At 65.9% G+C, this 19,553-nt stretch carries 19 protein-coding genes and 1 tRNA gene; 8 read left to right on the top strand and 12 right to left on the bottom strand.

Features of this window, described 5'->3' with window-relative positions; translation table 11 throughout:
* Positions 1 to 68: 68 nt before the first annotated feature.
* Positions 69 to 821 carry a hemolysin III family protein gene (locus tag NNX34_RS13200; protein WP_255766973.1) on the top strand — a complete coding sequence of 251 codons (753 nt, stop codon included), beginning with the start codon at positions 69 to 71 and terminating at the stop codon, positions 819 to 821.
* On the opposite strand, the gene NNX34_RS13195 is transcribed toward NNX34_RS13200, so the two are convergent.
* Genes NNX34_RS13195 through mca form a run of 3 tightly spaced genes read right to left on the bottom strand, consistent with a single transcriptional unit; the run spans position 818 to position 4,229 of the window.
* Complete coding sequence (locus NNX34_RS13195; protein ID WP_255766972.1) at positions 818 to 2,926, bottom strand: thioredoxin domain-containing protein; 2,109 nt, start codon at positions 2,924 to 2,926, stop codon at positions 818 to 820. The genes NNX34_RS13200 and NNX34_RS13195 overlap by 4 nt on opposite strands.
* Positions 2,927 to 2,936: 10 nt before the next feature.
* Entirely contained in the window at positions 2,937 to 3,260 is a 324-nt protein-coding gene (locus NNX34_RS13190) for a hypothetical protein (protein WP_255766971.1), read from the bottom strand.
* 51 nt (positions 3,261 to 3,311) lie between these two features.
* Positions 3,312 to 4,229 (bottom strand): mycothiol conjugate amidase Mca, encoded by a 918-nt coding sequence (mca, locus tag NNX34_RS13185; RefSeq protein ID WP_255766970.1) that lies wholly within the window; start codon positions 4,227 to 4,229, stop codon positions 3,312 to 3,314.
* Between the two features lie 57 nt (positions 4,230 to 4,286).
* Between mca and NNX34_RS13180 the strand changes: the two genes are divergently transcribed.
* Positions 4,287 to 4,745, top strand: coding sequence for a DUF4307 domain-containing protein (locus NNX34_RS13180; protein ID WP_255766969.1), 459 nt, complete (start codon positions 4,287 to 4,289; stop codon positions 4,743 to 4,745).
* Between the two features lie 224 nt (positions 4,746 to 4,969).
* Positions 4,970 to 5,461: a transcription elongation factor GreA gene (gene greA / locus NNX34_RS13175; protein WP_255766968.1), complete on the top strand. Its 492-nt coding sequence runs from the start codon at positions 4,970 to 4,972 to the stop codon at positions 5,459 to 5,461.
* A gap of 31 nt (positions 5,462 to 5,492) precedes the next feature.
* On the opposite strand, the gene NNX34_RS13170 is transcribed toward greA, so the two are convergent.
* The 6 genes from NNX34_RS13170 to NNX34_RS13145 all read right to left on the bottom strand — a co-directional run bounded on the left by NNX34_RS13170 (position 5,493) and on the right by NNX34_RS13145 (position 11,315).
* On the bottom strand, positions 5,493 to 6,074 hold the full coding sequence (locus NNX34_RS13170; RefSeq protein ID WP_255766966.1) for a rhomboid family intramembrane serine protease: 582 nt from the start codon (positions 6,072 to 6,074) through the stop codon (positions 5,493 to 5,495).
* A gap of 3 nt (positions 6,075 to 6,077) precedes the next feature.
* Positions 6,078 to 7,319 (bottom strand): threonine ammonia-lyase, encoded by a 1,242-nt coding sequence (ilvA, locus tag NNX34_RS13165; protein ID WP_255766965.1) that lies wholly within the window; start codon positions 7,317 to 7,319, stop codon positions 6,078 to 6,080.
* On the bottom strand, positions 7,316 to 8,548 hold the full coding sequence (locus tag NNX34_RS13160) for an AI-2E family transporter (protein ID WP_255766964.1): 1,233 nt from the start codon (positions 8,546 to 8,548) through the stop codon (positions 7,316 to 7,318). The genes ilvA and NNX34_RS13160 overlap by 4 nt, the downstream gene beginning before the upstream one ends.
* Before the next feature lie 48 nt (positions 8,549 to 8,596).
* Positions 8,597 to 9,583: an aldose 1-epimerase family protein gene (locus NNX34_RS13155; RefSeq protein ID WP_255766963.1), complete on the bottom strand. Its 987-nt coding sequence runs from the start codon at positions 9,581 to 9,583 to the stop codon at positions 8,597 to 8,599.
* Between the two features lie 30 nt (positions 9,584 to 9,613).
* A complete protein-coding gene (locus tag NNX34_RS13150; RefSeq protein ID WP_255766962.1) occupies positions 9,614 to 10,324 on the bottom strand; it encodes an ANTAR domain-containing protein in 711 nt (236 codons plus the stop codon).
* A gap of 148 nt (positions 10,325 to 10,472) precedes the next feature.
* The gene (locus tag NNX34_RS13145) at positions 10,473 to 11,315 is read right to left on the bottom strand and encodes a Bax inhibitor-1/YccA family protein (protein WP_255766961.1); all 843 of its coding nucleotides are present in this window, start codon (positions 11,313 to 11,315) and stop codon (positions 10,473 to 10,475) included.
* A 346-nt stretch (positions 11,316 to 11,661) separates the two neighbouring features.
* Here NNX34_RS13145 and NNX34_RS13140 point away from each other — a divergent pair, with 346 nt between their 5' ends.
* The 4 genes from NNX34_RS13140 to NNX34_RS13125 are packed head-to-tail and all read left to right on the top strand — an operon-like array spanning position 11,662 to position 15,699.
* Positions 11,662 to 12,957: a branched-chain amino acid ABC transporter permease gene (locus NNX34_RS13140; RefSeq protein WP_255767261.1), complete on the top strand. Its 1,296-nt coding sequence runs from the start codon at positions 11,662 to 11,664 to the stop codon at positions 12,955 to 12,957.
* Between the two features lie 14 nt (positions 12,958 to 12,971).
* Positions 12,972 to 13,952: a branched-chain amino acid ABC transporter permease gene (locus NNX34_RS13135; protein ID WP_255766960.1), complete on the top strand. Its 981-nt coding sequence runs from the start codon at positions 12,972 to 12,974 to the stop codon at positions 13,950 to 13,952.
* Positions 13,949 to 14,956 (top strand): ABC transporter ATP-binding protein, encoded by a 1,008-nt coding sequence (locus NNX34_RS13130; RefSeq protein ID WP_255766959.1) that lies wholly within the window; start codon positions 13,949 to 13,951, stop codon positions 14,954 to 14,956. The genes NNX34_RS13135 and NNX34_RS13130 overlap by 4 nt, the downstream gene beginning before the upstream one ends.
* The gene (locus NNX34_RS13125) at positions 14,953 to 15,699 is read left to right on the top strand and encodes an ABC transporter ATP-binding protein (RefSeq protein WP_255766958.1); all 747 of its coding nucleotides are present in this window, start codon (positions 14,953 to 14,955) and stop codon (positions 15,697 to 15,699) included. The genes NNX34_RS13130 and NNX34_RS13125 overlap by 4 nt, the downstream gene beginning before the upstream one ends.
* A gap of 107 nt (positions 15,700 to 15,806) precedes the next feature.
* Here NNX34_RS13125 and NNX34_RS13120 read toward each other — a convergent pair whose 3' ends face one another.
* The gene (locus NNX34_RS13120) at positions 15,807 to 17,201 is read right to left on the bottom strand and encodes an ABC transporter substrate-binding protein (RefSeq protein WP_255766957.1); all 1,395 of its coding nucleotides are present in this window, start codon (positions 17,199 to 17,201) and stop codon (positions 15,807 to 15,809) included.
* A 211-nt stretch (positions 17,202 to 17,412) separates the two neighbouring features.
* On the opposite strand from NNX34_RS13120, the gene NNX34_RS13115 reads away from it, so the two are divergent.
* Positions 17,413 to 17,970, top strand: a complete 558-nt coding sequence (locus tag NNX34_RS13115; RefSeq protein WP_255766956.1) for a hypothetical protein — start codon at positions 17,413 to 17,415, stop codon at positions 17,968 to 17,970.
* A 10-nt stretch (positions 17,971 to 17,980) separates the two neighbouring features.
* On the opposite strand, the gene NNX34_RS13110 is transcribed toward NNX34_RS13115, so the two are convergent.
* Together NNX34_RS13110 and NNX34_RS13105 are read right to left on the bottom strand one after the other, a co-directional pair.
* Positions 17,981 to 18,054 (bottom strand) — tRNA-Leu (locus NNX34_RS13110).
* 109 nt (positions 18,055 to 18,163) lie between these two features.
* Positions 18,164 to 19,549: an NAD(P)/FAD-dependent oxidoreductase gene (locus NNX34_RS13105; protein WP_227924237.1), complete on the bottom strand. Its 1,386-nt coding sequence runs from the start codon at positions 19,547 to 19,549 to the stop codon at positions 18,164 to 18,166.
* Between the last annotated feature and the right edge of the window lie 4 nt (positions 19,550 to 19,553).

Below are 19,553 nucleotides of genomic sequence, written 5' to 3'. Positions count from 1 at the left end.
GCGCAGACCGGAGCGGGCGCGGGGTTACCCAGCCATAAGTTACCCGAACGTAGGTTAGAATTTCCGTTATGGATTCGTCACCATTTTCCGCCCCTGCCTCCCGGGTTCCAGCCCAGCACGACCCGGAATCGAAGACCGCACCCGGCCCCCTGGAAAACGCGGTTGAAGCAGTCGCCGAAGAACTGGAAATCAAGCCGCGCCTGCGCGGCTGGCTGCATGCCGGTGCCACTCCCCTCGCGCTGGCGGCCGGGATCATCCTCGTAGTCCTCGCTCCGACGGCCGACACCCGGATCGCCTCCGCAATCTATGCCTTCACCGGCGTGCTGTTGTTCGGCACCAGCGCCGTCTACCACCGCGGCAACTGGTCCCCGAAGGTGAAAACGGTGCTCAAGCGCCTGGACCACACCAACATCATGCTGGTCATTGCCGGCTCATACACCCCGCTGGCCTGGTCCCTGCTGCCCCGGGACACCGCCGTGACCCTGCTGTGGATCATCTGGGCCGGTGCCCTGGTCGGTGTCGCGTTCCGGCTCCTGTGGCTGCATGCTCCCCGCTGGCTGTACACACCCGTGTACATTGCCCTGGGCTGCGCCTCCCTGTTCTACCTTCCGGATTTCTACACGGCCAACCCGACGGCAGCCATCCTCATCTGCGTGGGTGGTGCCATGTATATTGCCGGTGCCGTTATGTACGCCATGAAGAAGCCCAATCCCTCGGTGGACTGGTTCGGCTTCCATGAGATTTTCCATGCCTTTACCCTGGCTGGATTCGCCGCACACTACATCGCCATCATGATGGCCGTCCGCTCGGTGGCCGGCTAGGAACGCAGCGCGCTGAACTGGGCCGCCAGCTCCTCCGGGTCGGATACCGGCCGGTTGCAGACCATCCCGCGGCACAGGTAGGCCAAGGCTCCCCCGTCCGGTGCGGGCCGGTCCCGCAACAGCGGCACCGACGTTTCCCCGCCGGGTCCGCTGGCCACGACGACGGCGGGACCGCCCGCGGCCCGGCCGGCCCGGAGCAGCTGCCGCACCAGCACGGGATCACTGCCCGTAACGGCCAGCTCCCGCGGCCCCTCCAGGGCCTGCACGAGGACGGACATCGCCCACCCGCCGGCGCGCGGTGCACGTGCCGCCACCAGCTGAACGTGGGCCAGCAGTGCTTCCGCGAGGGCGCGGTGCCGGGAGGAACCGGAATAGGCCGCGTACGTCACCAGCACGCCGGCAAACAGCGCTGTACCGCTGGGCGCGGGGCCGTCCATCGGATCCGCTGCTGAGAGCGATCCCTGCGCGGCTGCCAGCTGGTCCGTGCGCACAGCGGTGTCCTGCAGGACCCCGTCCATGATGAAGCGCTGCTCGGCGGCCAGCACCAGCTCCTCAGCAGTGCGGTACCACTGTTCCTCACCGGTGGCGGCGTAGAGCGCAAACAGCCCCTCGGCCGCACCGGCATAATCTTCGAGCAGGCCTTCAATGCCGGAGGCGGTGCCGGCATGGGAGACCCGGGACAGCAGTCCGTTGCGGTAGTGGACGCGCAGCAGGTATTCCGCGGCATCCCGGGCCAGGTCCAGCAGAACGGCGGCCTTCTCCCCCGGGTCCCCGGCATCGTCGAGGGCCAACGCCGTGTCGGCCAGGCCCGCGATGGCCAGCCCGTTCCACCCTGCCACCACTTTGTCGTCGCGGTCCGGCTGGGGCCGCCGGTCACGAACGGCCAGCAGCGCAGGCCGCACGCGCTGCCAGAGCAGCTCCTCCTCCGGCTCCAGGCTGCGGCCGAAGTGGAGGGTGGACCCGCCGTCCTCCATTCGGCCGGTTTCCAGGTCCAGCAAGGAAAGGACCGCATCTGCGTCGGCACCGGAGACGGCGGTGCGAAGCTCCTCGGCTGTCCACACATAGGTGGCGCCTTCGCGGCGCTGCCCGTCCACGAGGGTATCGGCGTCGAGCGAGGACGCGAATCCTCCTCCCTCCACGCGCAGCCGCTTGGCCAGCCAGGCTGCGGTATCGGCGCTTACCTGCAGGGCAAGCTGCCGCTGGTCCTCCGTGGGCGCCGAGCGGCTCCAGTGTGCGTAGAGGCGCAGCAGCTGGGCATTGTCGTAGAGCATTTTCTCAAAGTGCGGAATGGCCCAGGCCCGGTCCACGGTGTACCGGGCGAAGCCGCCTTCGAGCTGGTCGTACAGTCCGCTGCGGGCCATGGTTTCCAAGGTGCGGCCAGCCACGGACGCCGCGGCGCCGGCGGCCGGCCGGTCAGTCGATCCGTACACCAGCAGGAACCGCAGCAGGGGCGACGGCGGGAACTTCGGTGCACCGCCGAGCCCGCCGAAACGCGGGTCAACTTGTTCGATAACCGCGCCTACCGCAGCCTCGAGCACCTCGCCCGAAAGCGGACCGGATTCGGGAGTCACCTCGAGGCTGCCGATCAGCCGGCGGTTTCCCGCCTGGGCGGAGGCCAGGTGGGCGGCGATCTGCGCCGCGCTTGCTTCCACTTCGGCCGGGCGCTCCCGCCAGGCGGAGGAAACCGCTTCCAGAACCTGCTGGAAGGACGGCATGCCCTGCAGCTGCCGGGGCGGAAAATAGGTGCCGGCATAGTAGGTGCGGCCGTCCGGAAGGGTAAACACGCTCATCGGCCAGCCGCCCTGGCCGGTCAGTGCCTGCGTCGCTGCCATGTACACGGCGTCGACGTCGGGACGTTCCTCGCGGTCCACCTTCACCGACACGAAGTGCTCATTCAGGTACTGCGCCGTGGCGGCATCCTCGAACGATTCGTGCGCCATGACGTGGCACCAGTGGCAGGCCGCGTAACCCACGGAGATAAAGACGGGAACATTCCGGCGCCGGGCTTCGGCGAAGGCTTCCTCACCGAAGGGCCACCAGTCGACGGGGTTGTCCGCATGCTGGCGCAGGTAGGCCGACGCCTGGTTCCTCAGTCTTTCAGCCATGGCATTCCCGCTACCGCAGGTGGTCCCAGGTGGTGTCGCGGTCCGCGGGATTATCCCCGGTCTTGTCCATGGAAAGCGCCGTCCGGGAGGCATCCGGCTGGCCGGAAGCGTCGCGCTCGGCGGCTTCCTGGGCGGCCAGCACCTGTTCGCGGTACCGGACCCGGCGGATGCGTTTGGTCATATCGCGGATCAGGAAGATGATCGCAATCACCACGAAGAGCGTGAAGAGGAACCCCAGCGTGCCCGGGGTGACGTCTTCTGCGGCAACTCCAGGCGCGAGGGACTCCTCGGGTGCCGGGGTGGCGGCCGTAGCCAGGCTGTACAGGAAGTTCACGGTATATCTCTCTTTTAGCCAATACTGCGGCGGAACCTACGTTCCTAGGGTCTATCGTATGCCAGCGAACAGGTCGGTTTCCGGCAGTTCTGTTTCCACCCGCGACTCAATCAGCGAGTAGTCCTCCCAGGGCCAGACCTTGCGCTGCAGATCCGGGCTGACCGCGAAAAAGAAGCCGTTCGGATCCACCTGCGTGCGGTGGCTGCGCAGGGCTTCGTCGCGGACTTCGAAGAAGTCACCGCACTCGATCTGCGTGGTGGTCGCATGAGTGGGAGCGGGCGGCTGGTGGCCTTCCGTATCGGTTTCCTGCCAGGCGGCGATCCGCTCTGCGTACGGGGACTGCAGCCCGGCCTCTTCCAGGGCAAAGTGCAGGGCACGGAACCGCTCCGGGTTGAAAGCCCGGTCGTAGTAGAGCTTCGACGACTCCCACGCGGCACCTGTCCCGGGGTACCGCTCCGGATCGCCGGCCGCGGCGAACGCCTCCACGGCGACTTTGTGGGCCATGATGTGGTCCGGGTGCGGATAACCGCCGTTTTCGTCGTAGCTGATGATGACGTGCGGACGGAACTCGCGGACCAGCTTCACCAGGGGTGCCGCAGCCCGTTCCAACGGCTGCAGCGCGAAGCAGCCGAAGGGCAGGTCCGGCAGCGGATCCCCCTCGGGCAGCCCGGAATCCGCAAATCCAAGCCAGCGGTGCTGGATCCCCAGGGCCGCCTGTGAAGCAGCCATTTCACGCCGGCGCAGTCCGGCCAGGTCCCGCTTGCCTGCGGGATCGTCTTCGGCACCGGGGTTGAGGATGGATCCCCGTTCCCCTCCGGTGCAGGTGGCAACCATCACTTCGACGCCGGCGGCTGCGTAGGAGGCCATCATGGCCGCGCCCTTGCTGGCCTCGTCGTCGGGGTGGGCATGCACCGCAAGCAGGCGCAGCGGGGCGGTAGGCCGGGAATAGGTGCTTTCGCGGGCAGACAAGGCAACTCCTGAAGTAAGCGGAAAACGGCGGTGGAATGGAGAAGCTAAAATGGGCCTGTGAGCACTTCGGAAGGTCAGCCCGAGACGTCGGCACCCCATCAGCCGGACGTTTCCACGTCCGACTCCAGATTAGCCAATCGCTACGGCGCTCCAAAGCGGCGCCTGTCGCGGCGGACGCAGATCATCGGGGTGTCGGCCGCCGTGGCCGCCGGTGTAGTGGCCGCGGCGTGGATGAACATCCCTGCCTCCACCGGAACGGTCACGTCCAAGGATGTGGGTTACACCTTGCCCGAGGACGGCCGCGTGACGGTGGATTTCAAGGTCGATAAATCCGCCGGCAGCACCGCTGCCTGCGCCATCCAGGCACTCAACGAAAGTTACGCCGTCGTGGGTTGGAAGACGGTGGTCCTGGGACCGGATGCTCCGGAAAGCAGCACCCAGCGGGTTGAACTCCGCACGGACTCCCCGGCAGTGACCGGCGGCGTGTCCTCCTGCTGGATAGTGGACGAGGACTAGCCCCCTAAGACGTTCCATCCCGCATATTGGGTTATGTGCGCGGGCAAACTACTATGGGAACTTACGACATGCCCCGCCCAGGTGTCCGGCTGGTCTTTGGTAGACATTCCAAACCAGTTGGTCTCCGCCCGGCGGGGTCTTTGCTTGTCAGGCCAATCCGGCCGGCGGGCATTCAGCCATGCCGGACCAATCGATGGCCCGGACGTTTATATAAGGAGATACCCGTGTCAACCAACAGCGCATCTGTCGCCTGGCTCACGCAGGAGTCTTACGACCGCCTGAAGGCGGAACTGGATCACCTGTCCGGCCCCGGTCGGACGGAAATCGTTGCCCGCATCGAGCAGGCACGGTCCGAGGGCGACCTCAAGGAAAACGGCGGCTACCACGCAGCCAAAGAGGAACAGGGCAAGGCTGAGGCCCGGATCCGGCAGCTGACGCAGCTCCTTGAAAGTGCACAGGTTGGTGAATCTCCGGCCGACGACGGCGTCGTAGAGCCGGGCATGCTGGTGGAAGCCCGCGTCGCCGGCGACGTGGAGACCTTCCTGCTGGGCAGCCGCGAGATCGCCGGCGACGGCAACATCGACGTCTACAGCGAAAAGTCTGCGCTGGGTGCGTCCATCCAGGGCCTCAAGGCCGGGGACAGCACTACCTACACCGCGCCGAACGGCAAGAACATCACCGTCGAGATCATCTCCGCCAAGCCCTACACCGGCTAGGTTTTCCGCGGTTCAGTGGCGGCGGGCTCTCCTACGGGAGGGCCCGCTTTTGCGTTGGTGCGCGGCGGTCATGCCGCAGCACGACGGCGGCCAGGACGCCGCCCGCTGCCCCGAACAGGTGCGCCTGCCAGGAGACGCCCAGTGCAGTGGGGAAAAGGCCCCAGAGAATTGATCCGTACACCAGGAACAGCACGGCGCTGAGCAGGATCTGGCCAGTGTTGCGGTTGTAGAAGCCGCGGACGATCAGATACGCGAATAATCCGAACACCACGCCGGAGACGCCTACGGTCAGCCCGCTGCCGAACAGCCAGACTCCGATGCCCGAGCACAGCCAGGAAATGGCCAGCACCGAAACAAACCGCCGCACCCCTTCCAGCAGCGTCAGGAATGAAAAGACGATCAGGGGCAGGGTGTTGCCCAGGAGATGGGACGTCCCGGCGTGGAGCAGCGGGGCGAACACCACGCCGTCGAGCCCCTCAAGCTGCCTCGGCAGGATTCCCAGCAGCGGGAAGAGGACCGGCTTGAAGAGCAGCGTGAGCAGGTAGACCGCCCAGAGCACGGCGGCGAACAGGAGCGACCCGGCCAGTGCGGTGCGTGCACGAGAAGCAAACATGGCTTAACCGGCCAGTACGACGGGTTGGAAACCAACAGTGCGCAGGTTCTTCAGCACCAGTTCGCAGTGCTCGTGCCCCTTTGTTTCCATGTTGATGGTGATCGCTACGTCTCCCATGCTGATTGATCCTCCTACCCTTGTGTGGTCCACTCCGGTGACGTTGGCATCCGCTTCCGCGATGATCCGCGAGATGGTCGCCAGCGACCCCGGACGGTCGTCAAGGAGGATGCGGACCACCAGGTAACGGCCCGCAGCCGCCAATCCCCGCTGGATGACCTTCAGCATCAGCATCGGGTCGATGTTGCCGCCGGACAGGATTACCGCCGTATTTCCGGGATTTTCTATCTTCCCTTCCATCAGCGCGGCCACTCCCACGGCCCCGGCCGGTTCCACGACCATCTTGGCACGCTCGAGGAGGAAAATCAGTGCACGGGCAAGGGCATCCTCGCTCACGGTCACCACATCGTCCACCAGCTCGCGGATGATTGAAAAGGGCAGTTGTCCGGGCCGGCCGACGGCAATGCCGTCCGCGATGGTGCTGACCCTGGTGAGGGGTACCAGCGCGTCAGCGGCCAGCGAGGGCGGATAGGAGGCTGCGTTTTCCGCCTGCACCCCGATGATCCGGATCTCACGGCCAAGTTCCCGTGCCCGCGACTTGATCGCGACAGCGACGCCGGCGAGCAGGCCGCCGCCTCCCACCCCCATCAGCACGGTGTCCAGATCCGGTATCTGGTCCAGGAGCTCAAGGCCGATGGTCCCCTGTCCGGCCACCACATCCACGTTGTCGAACGGGTGGACAAAGACGGCGCCCGTTTGGTCGGCGTACCGCTGGGCCTCGGCCAGGGCCTCGTCGACGGTATGGCCGTGAAGGATGACTTCCGCGCCGTGTCCCCGGGTGGCGGCCAGCTTGGGCAGCGCCACTCCCTGCGGCATATAGATCCGGGCGGAAATGCCCAGGCGCGCCGCAGCTACGGCCACGCCCTGCGCATGGTTGCCGGCAGAGGCAGCCACCACTCCCCGGGCTTTCTCCGCAGGGGACAGCTTGGCCATGCGGACGTAGGCGCCGCGTACTTTGAATGACCCTGCCCGCTGGAGGTTTTCGCATTTGAGGTACACCGGTGAACCGGTTTCGCGGGCCAGCGCCCGTGATGACTCGACGGGGGTGTGGGCAATAACTCCGTCGAGGAGCTTTGCCGCTGCCCGGATGTCATCCAGGGTGACGGGCAACTGCGACAGATCGGTCATGGGCGGCGCTCTTCCTGTGTAGCCGACGTGTCCTCCGTGCCGGAACCGTGTTCCTCCGGCACAGGGTTATCGCCGTCGTCGTCCTCTTCCCCCTCCGGTTCCATGGCCGGGTCGTCCTCCCAGCCGCGGGCCGCTATGTAACGGACCATCGTGTTGAGGATGGCCAGCAGCGGCACTGAAAACAGGGCCCCGGGGACCCCCGCGGCGAGGGTGCCGCCCGTGACTGCCAGGATCACGGCCAGGGGGTGGAGGGAGACGGCCCTGCCCATGACCAGCGGCTGGAGGATGTGGGATTCCAGTTGCTGTACCAGCAGGACGATGCCCAGCATGATCAGCGCGTTGACTCCGCCGTTGGCCACCAACGCCAGCAGGACGGCCACGAAGCCGGTGACAAACGCACCTACCAACGGAACGAACGAGCCCAGGAACACCAAAACCGCGAGGGGCAGGGCGAGCGGAACACCGATGAGGGCTGCGCCGCCGCCGATGCCGATGGCATCGATGAGTGCCACCACCACCTGCACCCGTACGTAGTTGACCATGGATTCCCAGCCGTGGATGCCGGCTCCGTAGGCGGCGGGCCGTGCCCGGCGCGGCAGCAGTCCGGAAGTGAACTCCCAGATCCGGCGGCCGTCCAGCAGGAAGAAAACCAAGGCGAAGAGGGTCAGCAGGATGCCGGCGGCGAAGTGGCCGGCGCTGCTGCCCACGCTCAGGGCACCGGAGAGGATGTTGGCCGAATTGTCCTGCAGCGTGGTGGTGGCTTCGTTGAACAACGAGTCCATGTCGCCTGCAGTGATGTTCAGCGGGCCGTCGGACAGCCAGCCCTGGATCTGGCGGACCCCTGCAAGGGTTTCACCCCAGAGATCCCGGAACCCGAGGGCAAGCTGCCGTCCCACCAACGTCAGGGCAGCGATAACGACGCCGAGGAAGGCCACGATGGTCACGGCAACCGACAGGCCGCCGGGAAGCCGGTTGCGCCGCAGCCAACTCGAAACCGGCGACAACAGCCCGGCCAGCAGGGCGGCGATCATCAGCGGAATGATCAGCAGCGAGAAATGGCTGAGGATCCAGATAAGCCCGGCGCCGACAATCAGGACAATGCCGAGGCGCCAGGCCCAGGCGGCACTGACCCGCAGGGCGAAAGGGACCTCGTCGTTGTTCCGGTTGGAATTCGCCGCCGCAGCCTGCAGCGCGCGGGGCGCCGATGTGCGGCGTGCATGGGGTTTCATGGGGCCATCTTTCCATACCGGGCTTGGGCCGGGACCCCCTTTACGTGCCTATCCTCCGCTGTTACCTCGAGCTCTGCTGTTCCCTGCCGCCGGGTCCAGCTCGGCGCGGATGCCCCAGCGGGCGGAGAAGACCTGCCCCGGGGGCAGCCACGCCAGCCCCTCCCCCGAGTTCAGGGCGTTGGCCGGAGCAGTCATCGGTTCCAGTGCCACCGCGCGGCGCTGCCCGGGGAATGTGTCGGTGACGAAAACGTGGACATAACCGCATTCGGCTCCGGTCCAGAGACTCACGCTTCGTCCGTCCGGCGCGGTGAGCGTATGCCGGTGCGTGCCGGGGGCTGCCTCATCGAACGAAAGGTCCGTGTAGGCGTTGTCCAGTGCCAGATCCCCTACCCGGGCCCCGCCGCGGAGGTCCGCCGCTCCGGCTGGTTCCCGCCGCCCATTGGGAATGAGCCGCTCATCAACGGTCAGCACGGTGGAGGCGGACACTGTGAGCACCAGGTCTTCGGTCGGTACATCGCCGAGCCGCAGGAAGGGATGGGCGCCGAGGGCAACGGGAGCGGCCGCTGCGCCCGCATTCGTCAGGCTTTGCTGCACCCGCAGGCCGCCGTCGTCGTCCAGGCTGTAGCGCGCCCGGTGCACGAGGTGGAAGGGATACCCGTGCTGCGGGAAGATCTCCGCGCTGAGTTCCACGGCGCCCGGCACCTGTTCCCGGACCGTGTAACCGGTATTGCGCAGCAGTCCGTGGCTGGCGTGCCCGCGGGAGGGCTCGGTGATGTCCAGCTGCTGCGTCTTCCCCGCCAGGGTCCAGCGTCCGTCCGCCGTCCGGTTGGGCCAGGGCGCCAGCAGCACCCCGTTGGCGGACGGGGGTATGGCGTTGTCCGGATACGTCTGCACCAGGTCAACCCCGTCTACCGTGTACCGGCGCAGCGCGCCGGCCAGGGAGGCGATGACGGCGCGGGCCTTGCCGCGGCTGATTTCGTATTGTGCACCGGTGGCCGGGCCGGCCTCTCCCGGTTCGCTGCCGGTTGCGTTCATGCCATCCGATCTTACCCGTGCGCCCGGCGGTCACTCATCAAAATGTGTGTTGACCCGGTCGCTGACGGCAGCCACCACGCCTGCTGCGACATTGCGGATTTTGATGTTGCGGCTGTTCGAGACACTGCGGAGGATGTCGATGGCAGCCTGCTGGCTGCAGCCGTTCTGCCCCATGATGATGCCCGCTGCCAGGTCCACCACCGTCCGCGATTCCAGGGCGGCCTGGAGATTCGCCGCCCGGTTCGCCTGCGCATCGATCTGCAGGGCCAGCCGGAGGACCTTGGCTGTTTCGGCGGCAACGGCACGCACACCGGCAACCTCGCCCGGGCCGAACGCGTGCGTCCGCGGCGAAAAGCAGCTGAGGACCCCGCGGTCCCCCTCCAGCGGCAGGGCGACGGCGGCAACCGACCGGATTCCGTTAGCGGCGGCCTCGGCCAGCCCCGGCCATCGCTGCTCCGCGGCCAGGTCCGTCACCACGACGTCGGGTCCGCCGCCCAGCACGGTTCCGCCCGGGCTGCCGGGACCATGCTCCGCCCGGACTGCCGGTAACCCCGGGGTCCGGACGCTGAGCAGCGGCCGCCGGCTGCGTTCCACGGCGATCGAACAGCCGTCCGGTGCAGACAGGCCCAGCCGTCGGGCAGCGATCCCGGCGGCAACGGACAGGAATACCTCGGTATCCGACCCGGCTAACAGGGCGGCAACGAGCTCCTCGACCACCGGCTGCCGCTCAGATTCGGCCATCGAAGCCCCCTTTCCCGGTCCCCCAGCGGCCATGCTACGTCCGTATGCGGAGGGTGCCCAGAGTCCAGCGCCTTAAACGGCGGAAGGACCGCAGGCATTGCCTGCGGTCCTTCCGGTAGTGCTACCGATGTGTCGTTGCCGGGAACGTCTAGTCGTTGCCTCGGAGAATCGAGAGGAGACGGATGATCTCCACGTACAGCCACACCAGCGTCACGGTCAGGCCGAACGCAGCGGTCCAGGAGTAACGCTCGGGGGTGCCGGCCTTGACGCCCTGCTCAATGGACGTGAAGTCCATGATGAGCGAGAACGCTGCCAGGCCGATGGCCAGGACGCCGATGAAGACGCCCAGGGGAATCCCGAAGATCTCCACGCTGCCCCGCAGGCCCCACGGGTCCTGCACGCCGCCGAAAATCATCAGGCCGACGTTGAGCAGCGAAAAGACCGCGTAGCCGATGATGGCGATCATAAAGAAACGGACGGCCTTGGGAGTCGCGCGCACCTTGCCGCTGCGGAACAGCACGAGGGTGACCGCGAAGACTGCCAGCGTGCCCAGCACCGCCTGCAGGCCGACGCCCGGGTAGGCATTGTCCAGGACGGCAGTGAGACCGCCGAGGAACATACCTTCAAGGAAGGCGTAGGCCAGGATCAGTGCGGGAACCGGCTCACGCTTGAAGGAGTTCACCAGGCCCAGGACGAAACCGCCCAGGGCGCCCAGGATCATCAGTCCGCTGCCCATTCCCGGCAGCAGGAAGGTCGGAACGGCGGCACCCACCAGGACCATCGCCAGGCAGAACACCGTCTTCATGATCACGTCGTCATAGGTCATGCGGCCCATGTCGGACGGCTTCGCCGAAGGGGCCGTGTAAAGATCCTGCAGCTGCTGCGGGGTCATGTAGCTGTTGTCTGTTGCCAGGGAGCCCGTTGCGGTACCGCCGCGGGTCTGGGAACGGAAGTTTTTTCCGTTGAATACCGGATTTCCGCCAAGTGCCATTGAATCTGTCCTCCATCTGGGGGGCTGTTTCAGCCCAGCCTACCAAGTACAACGAGCACGGGGGGCGGCGGATTCCCGCGAAACCGCTGCCTGGCGGTAACGGTTTGGTACCGCGGGTCCCCTCGGGGGAAGGCTTCGCTTGCGTTGCCGCAACGGAGTCGTTACTCGATTGCGACATGCACGCCGGAAGAAAGGTCATTGCCTGAAACATTCTGTGGGTAGCATGTTCTCCAATCGGTGACCTGTGTCACATCTGCCCGCCTGCGCGCCGTTCCCTCGGTTCCGCAGCCCTGCGTGGAGGTTTCAAAACTTGGTAAGAACATCGGCGCTGACCCGTTATCTGGGGATGCTGGCGGCCGTGGCGGCAATGTTTGCTGCCCTGCTGCTCGCGGCTCCAGCCGCGTCTGCAACAACTGCAACGTCTGATGCCTCGCCATCAGCCACCAGTCCTGCCTCCGGGGCGGACTACCGCGACCGGATCAGCGGCGTCATCAAGAATGAGGGCACTCCGCTCGAGGGGGTGAAAATCACCGCGAACGGCAACGGATACGAGGGCGAAGCCGTCACCGGAGCAAACGGCTCCTGGTCCATCGGCGTCCCGCAGCAGGGCGCGTATGAAGTGGAGCTGGACGAATCAACGCTTCCGGAGGGCGTCGCCCTGGCGGAAGGCCAGCAGAACCCGCGCACCGTGACCTTCGCCAACACCACCAACATCACCACGCTGTTCCTGCTGGGTGAAGGCATTGTGCTGCAGGAGGAAAGCTTCGGATCCCTGCTTCTCGAGCGTGCCGTGGCGGGCCTGAGCTTCGGGCTCCTGCTGGCGCTGAGCGCCGTCGGCCTCTCGCTGATCTTCGGCACCACCGGCCTGACCAACTTCGCCCATGGAGAGATGGTGACCCTGGGCGCCGTCCTGGCCTTCGCCTTCGCCTCTCTGGGCATGCCGCTCTGGGCCGCTCTTCCACTGGCGGTAGTGGGCGGTGCGGCCTTTGGCTACGTGCAGGACGCCGGGATCTGGAAACCGCTGCGCCGCCGCGGCACCGGCCTGGTGCCCATGATGATCGTCAGCATCGGCCTGGCCGTGGCGGTCCGCTACACCGTGCTGTTCTTCTTTGGCGGCGGCACCCAGCAGCTGCCGGGCTCCCAGAGCCCGATATTGGAACTCGGCCCCGTCTCCATCCCCCGGAATACCCTGGTGTCCCTGATCGTCAGCCTGGCCGTCATCCTGGTGGTCGCGCTCCTGCTGCTGCGCACCCGGATCGGCAAGGCCACCCGGGCAGTGGCGGACAACCCCGCCCTGGCCGCGGCGTCGGGCATTGACGTGGACCGGGTCATCCGGCTCGTCTGGGTCATCGGCGGAGCCCTTGCCGCCATGGGCGGCATCCTCTGGGCGTACTACCGTCCGGGCGTTTCCTTCAACATGGGCCAGCAGATCCTGCTGCTGATCTTCGCCGGAGTGACCCTCGGCGGCCTCGGCACGGTGTTCGGGGCGCTGGTCGGTTCCGTCCTGGTGGGTCTCTTCGTCGAGATTTCCACCCTCTGGCTGGAGGCGGACCTGAAATACGTCGGCGCCCTGGTCATCATGATTCTTGTCCTGCTGGTCCGGCCGCAGGGACTCCTCGGCCGCCGCGAGCGCATAGGTTAGGGGCTTAGTTACAGATGGATTTCGCCAATATTCTTCTCGGTGCCTTCACCGAAATCATCAGCCCCACCACGGCCGCGTATGCACTGGCCGCCCTCGGGCTGGCCGTGCACTTCGGCTACACCGGCCTGCTGAACTTCGGCCAGGCCGGCTTCATGGCCGTCGGTGCGTACGGTTTCGCCATCCCTATCCTGTCCTTTAATGCCCCCCTGCCGCTGGCGCTGCTGATCGCCCTGCTGGCATCAGCGGTGTTTGCCGTCATCCTGGGCATACCCACGCTTCGCCTCCGTGCGGATTACCTTGCCATCGTTACCATTGCCGCCGCCGAGATCATCCGGTACGTCGTCACCACCAACTCCATGACACCGGTGACCGGATCCGCCAACGGCCTCGCCGCGTTTACCGGCAGCTTCTATGCCCTCAACCCGATTCCGGCCGGCTCCTACAGTCTCGGCCCCGTCTCCATGAATGAGCGGGACCTCTGGATCCGCCTGGTCGCCTGGCTCCTGGTGGCTCTCGCCTGCCTCCTGGTGTGGATGCTGATCCGCAGTCCCTGGGGCCGCGTACTCAAGGGCATCAGGGAGGACGAGAATGCCGTCCGTGCCCTGGGCAAGAACGTGTACGCCTACAAAATGCAGGCGCTGGTCATCGGCGGCCTCCTGGGCTCGCTGGCCGGAATCATCTTCACCCTCCCCCGGGACGCCGTGCAGCCGGCAAACTACGGGACCGAGCTGACGTTCTACCTCTACACGGCCCTGCTCCTGGGCGGAATGTCCACCGTGCTGGGCCCGGTCCTGGGGTCGATGATCTTCTGGGCCATCCTCTCCGTCACGCAAGGTGTGCTTTACGGCGCCATTGAATCCGGGTACATCACGTTCATCACCACTACCCAGGCAGGCCAGATCCGCTACATCCTTGTAGGCGTAGCCCTGATGCTGCTGATGATCTTCCGGCCCCAGGGCATCCTGGGCAACAAGAAGGAGCTGTCGTTCGCATGAGCCACCAAGCAGACGGGCCTCGGGCGGCCGCAGACAACGAATACATGGACGACACCCGTCCCATCGCGCAAGGTGAGATCGGCCCGGGCTGCGCCAAGCGGGATCCGATCCTGGTCGCGGAAAACGTCACCCGGACCTACGGCGGAATCAACGCCGTGGATGTGGAGCATGTGGAGATTCCGCGGCATAAAATCACCGCACTGATCGGTCCCAACGGTGCCGGGAAAACGACTCTGTTCAACCTGCTGACCGGCTTCGACACGCCCCAGTCAGGCACGTGGCAGTTCGAGGGCAAAGACCTGGCCGGGGTCTCCGCCTACAAGGTGGCACGCCTTGGCATGGTCCGCACCTTCCAGCTGACCAAGGTCATGGGCAAACTGACCGTCTTGGAAAACATGCGCCTGGGTGCCACCGCACAGCCGGGGGAATCCCTCAGGCGGGCGCTCCTGCCTCCGCTGTGGCGCCAGCGGGAAAAGGAGATTACCGAACAGGCCGACGTTCTGCTGGCCAAGTTCAAGCTGGACACCAAGCGGAGCGACTATGCAGCGTCCCTCTCCGGCGGCCAGCGCAAGCTGCTGGAGATGGCCCGCGCCCTGATGGTCCGCCCCAAACTGGTCATGCTGGATGAGCCCATGGCGGGCGTGAACCCGGCGCTGACCCAGTCCCTGCTGGATCACATCAAGAACCTAAAGGCCGAGGGCATGACCGTCCTGTTCGTTGAGCACGACATGCACATGGTCCGCCACATTGCCGACTGGGTGGTGGTCATGGCCGAAGGCAAGGTGGTGGCCGAGGGGCCGCCTTCCGAGGTCATGAAGGACCAAGCCGTGATCGACGCCTACCTGGGCGCCCATCATGACGTGGACCTCGCCGATTCGGAGGGTTTCGAAAAACTGGAGGCGGAGCTGGAGCACGACGCCGAGTCATCGGTGGGAACCGAACCCGCCATCCAACCTGCCGGGGCATCGGCCCGGCACCACGACGAACGGAAGGACCAGGCATGAGCGCGGAGGCATTTGACGGCGACTCGGTTGTCAAGGTGACCGACCTCGTGGCGGGGTACATCCCCGGGGTGAATATCCTCAACGGCTGCAGCATCGAAGCCCGCCGGGGAGAGCTGATCGGGATCATCGGACCCAACGGCGCCGGCAAGTCCACCCTGCTCAAGGCGATGTTCGGCCTGGTCAAGGTGCATTCCGGGACCGTGGTGGTCCGCGGCCAGGACCTCACCGGGCTCAAGGCCAACAAGCTCGTCAGCCGGGGTGTGGGGTTCGTCCCGCAGAACAACAACGTCTTCCCCTCCCTGACCATCGAGGAGAACCTGCAGATGGGCGTCTACCAGGCGCCCAGGACCTTTCGGGAACGCTTCGATTTCGTGGCCGGAGTGTTCCCCGAACTGGCCAAGCGCCGGGCCCAGCGGGCGGGTTCCCTGTCCGGCGGTGAACGCCAGATGGTCGCCATGGGCCGTGCCCTGATGATGGATCCCGCAGTGCTGCTGCTGGACGAACCCTCCGCCGGGCTCTCCCCCGTCAAACAGGACGAGGCGTTCCTGCGGGTGCATGAGATCAACCGGGCAGGGGTCTCCGTGATCATGGTGGAACAGAACGCCCGCCGCTGCCTGCAGATCTGTGACCGGGCGTACGTGCTGGATCAGGGCCGGGACGCCTACACCGGTACCGGGCGCGAACTCATGAAGGATCCGAAGGTCATCCAGCTCTATCTGGGCACCCTGGCAGACACAGCCTAGCCCCGGGCCGGGCAACGCTCGGCGAGGCACCGCCAAGGACAGTCAGCAGCAAGGAAGAAGCCCCCGCCGGAACCGGCGGGGGCTTCTTCCTTGCTGTTCTGCTTCAGTTACAGTTTGCCCGCTTCGGAGCGGCTCGGCTGCGGCACGTTGTCAGCGTCGTACTGGTAGATACCGATGAAGGCTTCCGTCGGGTCTCCGTTCTCATCGAACGTGATCGGTCCGGAGTAGCCGTCATAATCGATGTCTCCGCCGCCGCGCAGGATGGTCACGCAGCCGGCAAAGTCGTAGCATTTCTCGCCCTCGCCGGACACGCTCTCCAGCTGGGCGGCTATGGCCTTGCCATCGGTGCTGCCCGCGGCCTCGGCGGCCAGCGCCAAGAGGGTGACGGCGTCATAGCTTTCACCCGCGTAGGACCAGTCCTTCAGGGCCGGATCGACTGCAAGCAGGGACTCCTTGAAGTTTTCCGATGCGAAGGTTCCGGGAATGGTTCCCTGCGCCCCTTCAAGGGTTCCGGCGTCCAGGTCCTTGCTGTAGTCCGACGTATTGCCGTCCACAAAGAACAACTGGCTGGAGTCGACACCCTTGGCCGTCAGCAGCGGCACGATGCTCTTGGCCTGGTCGAAGCTGATCACCACGATGGCGTCGGGCTTTGCTGCCACAACGGAGTCCACCTGGCTGCTGAACTGGGAGTCGCCCTCATTGAACATCTCCTCGGCCACCACCTGGCCGCCGGCGGATTCAACCGAGGTCTTCACATTGCTCTGCAGCCCCGTGCCGTAAGCGTCGTTAAGCACGATCATGCCCACGGTCTGGGCGCCGCAGGACATGATGTAATTTCCCAGGATGCGTCCCTGCAGGAGATCCGAGGGAGCGGTCCGCCAGTACAGTCCGTTGTCATCCCACGTGGTGAAGTCCGGTGAGGTGTTGGCCGGGGAGAACTGGATGACGCCGGCGCCGGTGATGTTGCCGATCACCGTTTTGGAGACGCCCGAGGACGCTGCACCGACAATGGCGCTGACGCCCTGGCTGAGCAGGTCGTTTACTGACTGGGTGGCGATATCCGTGGTGGTGTCGCCGGAGTCGCGGTGGACAATTTCGATGTCCTTGCCGAGGACGCCGCCGGCCGCATTGATTTCCTCGACTGCCAGGTTGGTACCGGCGATTTCCGGCGGGCCGAGGTAGGCCAGCGAACCGGTGGTGGGCAGCAGCGTGCCGATCTTGAGCGGTACGTCCGTGGTGCCGGTGGAGGCGGGCACTGCTGCGGGATCGCCCTTGGCGCCCGGGTCCTCCCCCGTTCCCCCCTGGCTTTCCGGGCAGGACAGGACTGAGGCAGCGGCGGTTTCGGTCTCTGCGGATGTTTCTTCAGCGGACGATTCCCCGCTGCTGCTGCTGCTGCAGCCGCTGGCGAACAGTGCAAGCCCCAGTCCAAGGGCGGCGATCTTGGCGGTGCGGGCGTATCCCGTGCCCTGGCCAAGACCGCTGGCAGTGCGTAGTGCAGTCATAAAAGTTTCTCCCCGATCGAAAGGCGGGTGCCTTTGACGCAATTACCAGGTGTTCCTGATTAGAAGAAAAGCTAATGGAACATTGTGACGAATATAAGAGGCTCCGGTTACAGCCTTGTAACGCTCGTCACATTCCAACATTGGCGCCCTTGCCGGGAAGTGCCTGTTCGACCTATACGATGGCCGTAGAACCGTTATCTTGGGGGAAACAATGCACGTTCCACGCCTGTCCACTGCCGCTTCCGCATTTCCGATCGCTGCCCTGCTCCTGATGGGGCCAGCTGCTCCGGCACAGGCCCTGGAGTGCGCGCCGGGCTACCTTTCCGCCGTCGTCGACGGGGTCGAGACGTGCGTCGTCAGCACCTACAGCCCCGCGGTGCCGGCACCGTCCTACAACCCGGGCGAAAGCAACTACGATCCGTCCACCGGCAACTACTCCGAGGCGGTTCCCGCCGTTCCGGTTCCGGCGGCACCAGCCCAGCCCGCGGAGCCCACGCCGGAAGCCACACCGTCCACTGTGCCGCCCTCCCCGGCTTCCACCGGCAGTACGGGTGGAACAACCGGAGGCGGAGCCGGAGGGAACTCTTCCGCCGGCACGCCGTCGCCGAGTCCCAGCCGGACCGCCAGCCCCTCGCCGTCCGCCACGGACGAGGTTGAGGAGGAACGGACCGCCTCGGATCTGGCGCTCCCGGCGATCGCGGCCGTCGTCATCCTCGGGCTGCTCGCCGGCGGACTGCTGCTGCGCCACCGCAACCGCTCGCGCGGCTAGTCGGTCGGGGTACCCCAGGTCGGACTCGAACCGACAACACGCGGATTTTAAGTCCGTTGCCTCTGCCAATTGGGCTACTGGGGCTCTGCGATTGCCTTCCAAGCCTACTGGACACGCGCGGACCGCAGGAAACACAACAACGGCGGCCCTCCTGCTGGAGGGCCGCCGTTGTTGTTTGTGAACGACTGCGGAACTAGGCCTTCACTGCCGGCTTTTTAGCCGGCGTTGCTGCTTCCTCGAAGCCGCGGCGCGGGTCTTCCAGATTGCGCAGCGACGTCAGGTCGCGGCCGTAGCTCACGTTCAGCAGCCAGCCCGAGATGACGCGGAACTTGCGCTCGAACATCGGCATGGCCAGGCCGTGGTAGCCGCGGTGTGCCAGCCAGGCCGGGAAGCCCTTCAGGCCGAAGCCCATGATGTTGGCGACACCCTTGTACTGGCCGAGGCCGGCCACAGCGCCGAGGCTCTTGTGGTTGTACTCTTCCACGGTGCCGACGCCGTAGCGGGCAGCCATGATGTTCTTGGCCAGCAGCTTTGCCTGGCGGACGGCGTGCTGTGCGTTCGGGACGCAGAAGCCGCCTACACCGCCGCCGGAGAGATCCGGAACGGCGGAGACGTCGCCGGCAGCCCAGGCGCCGTCGATGGGGCCGTCGTCGCCGGTGATGCGCAGTTCGGCGTTGGCGCGGACACGGCCGCGCTCGTCGATCGGGAAGTCGGTGGCGCGGACCATCGGGTTCGCCTGCACACCGGCAGTCCAGATCAGCGTGTCAGCACCGAACTCGCCCGCCGGGGACTTGTCCGCCATGTTGATCAGCTTGAGGACGCCGCCTTCTGCGGACGCCAGCGAGGTGTTCAGCAGGACCTCGATGCCGCGCTCACGCATGCTCGAGACAACCCACTCGGCCTGGTCAGGCTTGACCTCGGGCATGACCCGGCCCATGGCTTCGATCAGGACGAAGCGGAGGTCTTCGCGGCGAAGCCGGTCATTGATGCGGACCGCGTCGCGGGCCATGTCTTCGAGCTCGGTCAGGGTTTCGATGCCGGCAAAGCCGCCGCCGACGACGACGAAGGTCAGGGCGCGTTCGCGCTCCGGGCCCGCGGGCATGAGCGATGCGGTTTCAATGCGCTCAAGCACGTGGTTGCGGGTGGCCATGGCTTCTTCGATGCTCTTCATGCCGATGCCGGCCTCTGCGAGGCCCGGGATCGGGAAGGTGCGGGTGATCGAACCGGCGGCCAGGACAACGTCCTGGTAGGGCAGGTCGAACGGCTCGCTGCCGTCGCCCGGCTCAATGGTCGCGGTGCGGGCGGCGTGGTTGATGGAAGTCACCTTGCCGTTGATCAGCTCGGTGTTCTTCAGGTGCATGCGGTGGGACACAACGGCGTCGCGGGCTTCAATGGTGCCTGCGGCAACCTCGGGAAGGAAAGGCTGGTAGGTCATGTACGGCAGCGGATCCACTACCGTAACAATCCCTCCCTGTTCCTTTACCTTCTTCTGGAGGTCTTTGGCTACGTACAGACCGACGTAACCACCGCCGACCACCAGAACGCGGGGACGATCAGAAAACTGCTTGTTCGATGCCATGCCC

The sequence above is a fragment of the Arthrobacter sp. zg-Y1116 genome (genome assembly GCF_024385485.1).
Lineage (GTDB): Bacteria > Actinomycetota > Actinomycetes > Actinomycetales > Micrococcaceae > Arthrobacter_B.
Note: the sequence above shows the minus strand (reverse complement) of the source record. Positions and strands in the feature narration are given on the sequence as shown.

Excerpts from the sequence above, each read along its gene's own strand:
- NNX34_RS13170 (WP_255766966.1), bottom strand. The coding sequence starts at position 6,074 with ATGTTTGCTTCTCGTGCACGCACCGCACTGGCCGGGTCGCTCCTGTTC.
- NNX34_RS13120 (WP_255766957.1), bottom strand. The coding sequence starts at position 17,201 with ATGACTGCACTACGCACTGCCAGCGGTCTTGGCCAGGGCACGGGATAC.
- NNX34_RS13160 (WP_255766964.1), bottom strand. The coding sequence starts at position 8,548 with ATGAAACCCCATGCACGCCGCACATCGGCGCCCCGCGCGCTGCAGGCT.
- NNX34_RS13155 (WP_255766963.1), bottom strand. The coding sequence starts at position 9,583 with ATGAACGCAACCGGCAGCGAACCGGGAGAGGCCGGCCCGGCCACCGGT.
- NNX34_RS13150 (WP_255766962.1), bottom strand. The coding sequence starts at position 10,324 with ATGGCCGAATCTGAGCGGCAGCCGGTGGTCGAGGAGCTCGTTGCCGCC.
- NNX34_RS13115 (WP_255766956.1), top strand. The coding sequence starts at position 17,413 with ATGCACGTTCCACGCCTGTCCACTGCCGCTTCCGCATTTCCGATCGCT.
- NNX34_RS13200 (WP_255766973.1), top strand. The coding sequence starts at position 69 with ATGGATTCGTCACCATTTTCCGCCCCTGCCTCCCGGGTTCCAGCCCAG.
- NNX34_RS13135 (WP_255766960.1), top strand. The coding sequence starts at position 12,972 with ATGGATTTCGCCAATATTCTTCTCGGTGCCTTCACCGAAATCATCAGC.
- NNX34_RS13140 (WP_255767261.1), top strand. The coding sequence starts at position 11,662 with ATGCTGGCGGCCGTGGCGGCAATGTTTGCTGCCCTGCTGCTCGCGGCT.
- NNX34_RS13195 (WP_255766972.1), bottom strand. The coding sequence starts at position 2,926 with ATGGCTGAAAGACTGAGGAACCAGGCGTCGGCCTACCTGCGCCAGCAT.
- NNX34_RS13145 (WP_255766961.1), bottom strand. The coding sequence starts at position 11,315 with ATGGCACTTGGCGGAAATCCGGTATTCAACGGAAAAAACTTCCGTTCC.
- NNX34_RS13125 (WP_255766958.1), top strand. The coding sequence starts at position 14,953 with ATGAGCGCGGAGGCATTTGACGGCGACTCGGTTGTCAAGGTGACCGAC.
- ilvA (WP_255766965.1), bottom strand. The coding sequence starts at position 7,319 with ATGACCGATCTGTCGCAGTTGCCCGTCACCCTGGATGACATCCGGGCA.
- NNX34_RS13130 (WP_255766959.1), top strand. The coding sequence starts at position 13,949 with ATGAGCCACCAAGCAGACGGGCCTCGGGCGGCCGCAGACAACGAATAC.
- NNX34_RS13105 (WP_227924237.1), bottom strand. The coding sequence starts at position 19,549 with ATGGCATCGAACAAGCAGTTTTCTGATCGTCCCCGCGTTCTGGTGGTC.